This is a genomic window from Acidiphilium iwatense, assembly GCF_021556475.1.
GTDB lineage: Bacteria > Pseudomonadota > Alphaproteobacteria > Acetobacterales > Acetobacteraceae > Acidiphilium > Acidiphilium iwatense.
Genome location: NZ_JAKGBZ010000134.1, coordinates 1 through 1,459 on the forward strand (window position 1 = coordinate 1; position 1,459 = coordinate 1,459).

Here is a 1,459-nt window from a genome sequence, read left to right on the forward strand (position 1 = left end):
AGGTCGCGATGCGTCGCGCTGATCACCCGGACATCGACCGGAACCGGGGTGTTGCTGCCGAGCGGGACGATCTCCTTTTCCTCCAGCAGGCGCAGCAGCCGCGCCTGGATGGCGAGCGGCATGTCGCCGATTTCGTCAAGGAACAGCGTGCCGCCATGGGCGGCGAGCGCCTTGCCGCGCATGCCGCCCGGCCTTGCGCCGGTGAAGGCGCCGGCCTCGTAGCCGAACAGCTCGCTTTCGATGAGGGTTTCCGGGATCGCCGCACAGCTCATCGCGACGAAGGGTTTCGAGCGCCGGTCGCTCGCCCGGTGGATCGCGCGGGCGAAGGTGTCCTTGCCCGTCCCGGTCTCGCCGAGGAGCAGAATATTGATGTCCTTGTTCATCACCCGCTCGGCGCGCCAGACGTTTTCGGTCATCGCCGGATCGCCGCCGGCGATGGCGGCAAGCGTGGGCGGATAAGGCCGTGGCGGTTTTGCGCCGGGGCGCGGGATCGCCGGTTTTTCGGCCGGCGCGGGCGGGATGGCGCGCGGCCGGGCGCGGGACGTGACCGGTTTCGCCGGCCAGATGCTCGCGTAGCCGTGCCGGTCGCCGCCATGGGTGATCGGCCAGATCGCGAAGGGCTGGGTTTCGGCATGCTCGAACAGGCGATCGACCGAGATGTCGAACAGATCGGCGACGCTGCGGCCGGTCAGGGCGGTGTTGCCCGCTGTGCCGAAGGACGCGCCGAGCTGGGCCGGAACCGTGCTGTCCACCGCGCGGACCCGGCCCTGGTCGTCGATCGCCAGCAGGCTGTCATAGGGCAGGCCGACCAGCTCGGGCCGTTCGTGGAAGCGCAGGATCAGGCAGTCGCGGAACTGGTGGGTGAAATGGAGCTGCTCGATGATCCGCGCCGACATGCTGACCAGCGCGATGGTGGGAACCTGGCTGGCCCGGCTGTCGTCGCAATCGAGGCAGGACGCGTCGAGCACGCCGAGCAACTCGCCGTTCGAGCCCCAGACCGGCGCGGCCGAGCAGGTCAGGCGGCTGTTGCAGGTGAAGAAATGATCCTCACGATGCACCACACGCGAACGGAGATCGTGCAGGCAGGTGCCGGGGCCGTTGGTGCCCTGGTGGCGCTCGTCCCAGATGAAGCCGGGCGCCATGTTGACGGCGCGGGCGGCTTCGGCGTTCGCATTGTCGGTGAAGACGTCGAGAACCGTGCCGGCGGCATCGGTGAGCAGGAGCACGTAGCGGGATGCGGCGGTTTGCGATTGTGCGACCTGATGGCTGATCTGGCCGAACAGCCGGTGCATTTCCACCCGCGCGACCCGCTCGAACAGAGCAAGTTCCTCGCGCCGGTGTTTCAGCGCCGTACCGCCGATATGTTCGCCACTGGGCGCTGAATGCGGGTCGAGCCGGTAATCGTCATGGCAGCGCTTCCAGGCCGCCTCGATATAAGCCTCGCGCAGCAAGGGCCGGT

The 1,459-nt window shown here is 68.3% G+C and carries 1 protein-coding gene; it reads right to left on the minus strand.

Annotation, left to right across the window (positions count from 1 at the left end; genetic code table 11):
* Positions 1–1,459 (minus strand): sigma-54-dependent Fis family transcriptional regulator (locus L2A60_RS20395; protein ID WP_329603620.1); only part of this gene is annotated, 1,459 nt, incomplete at both ends.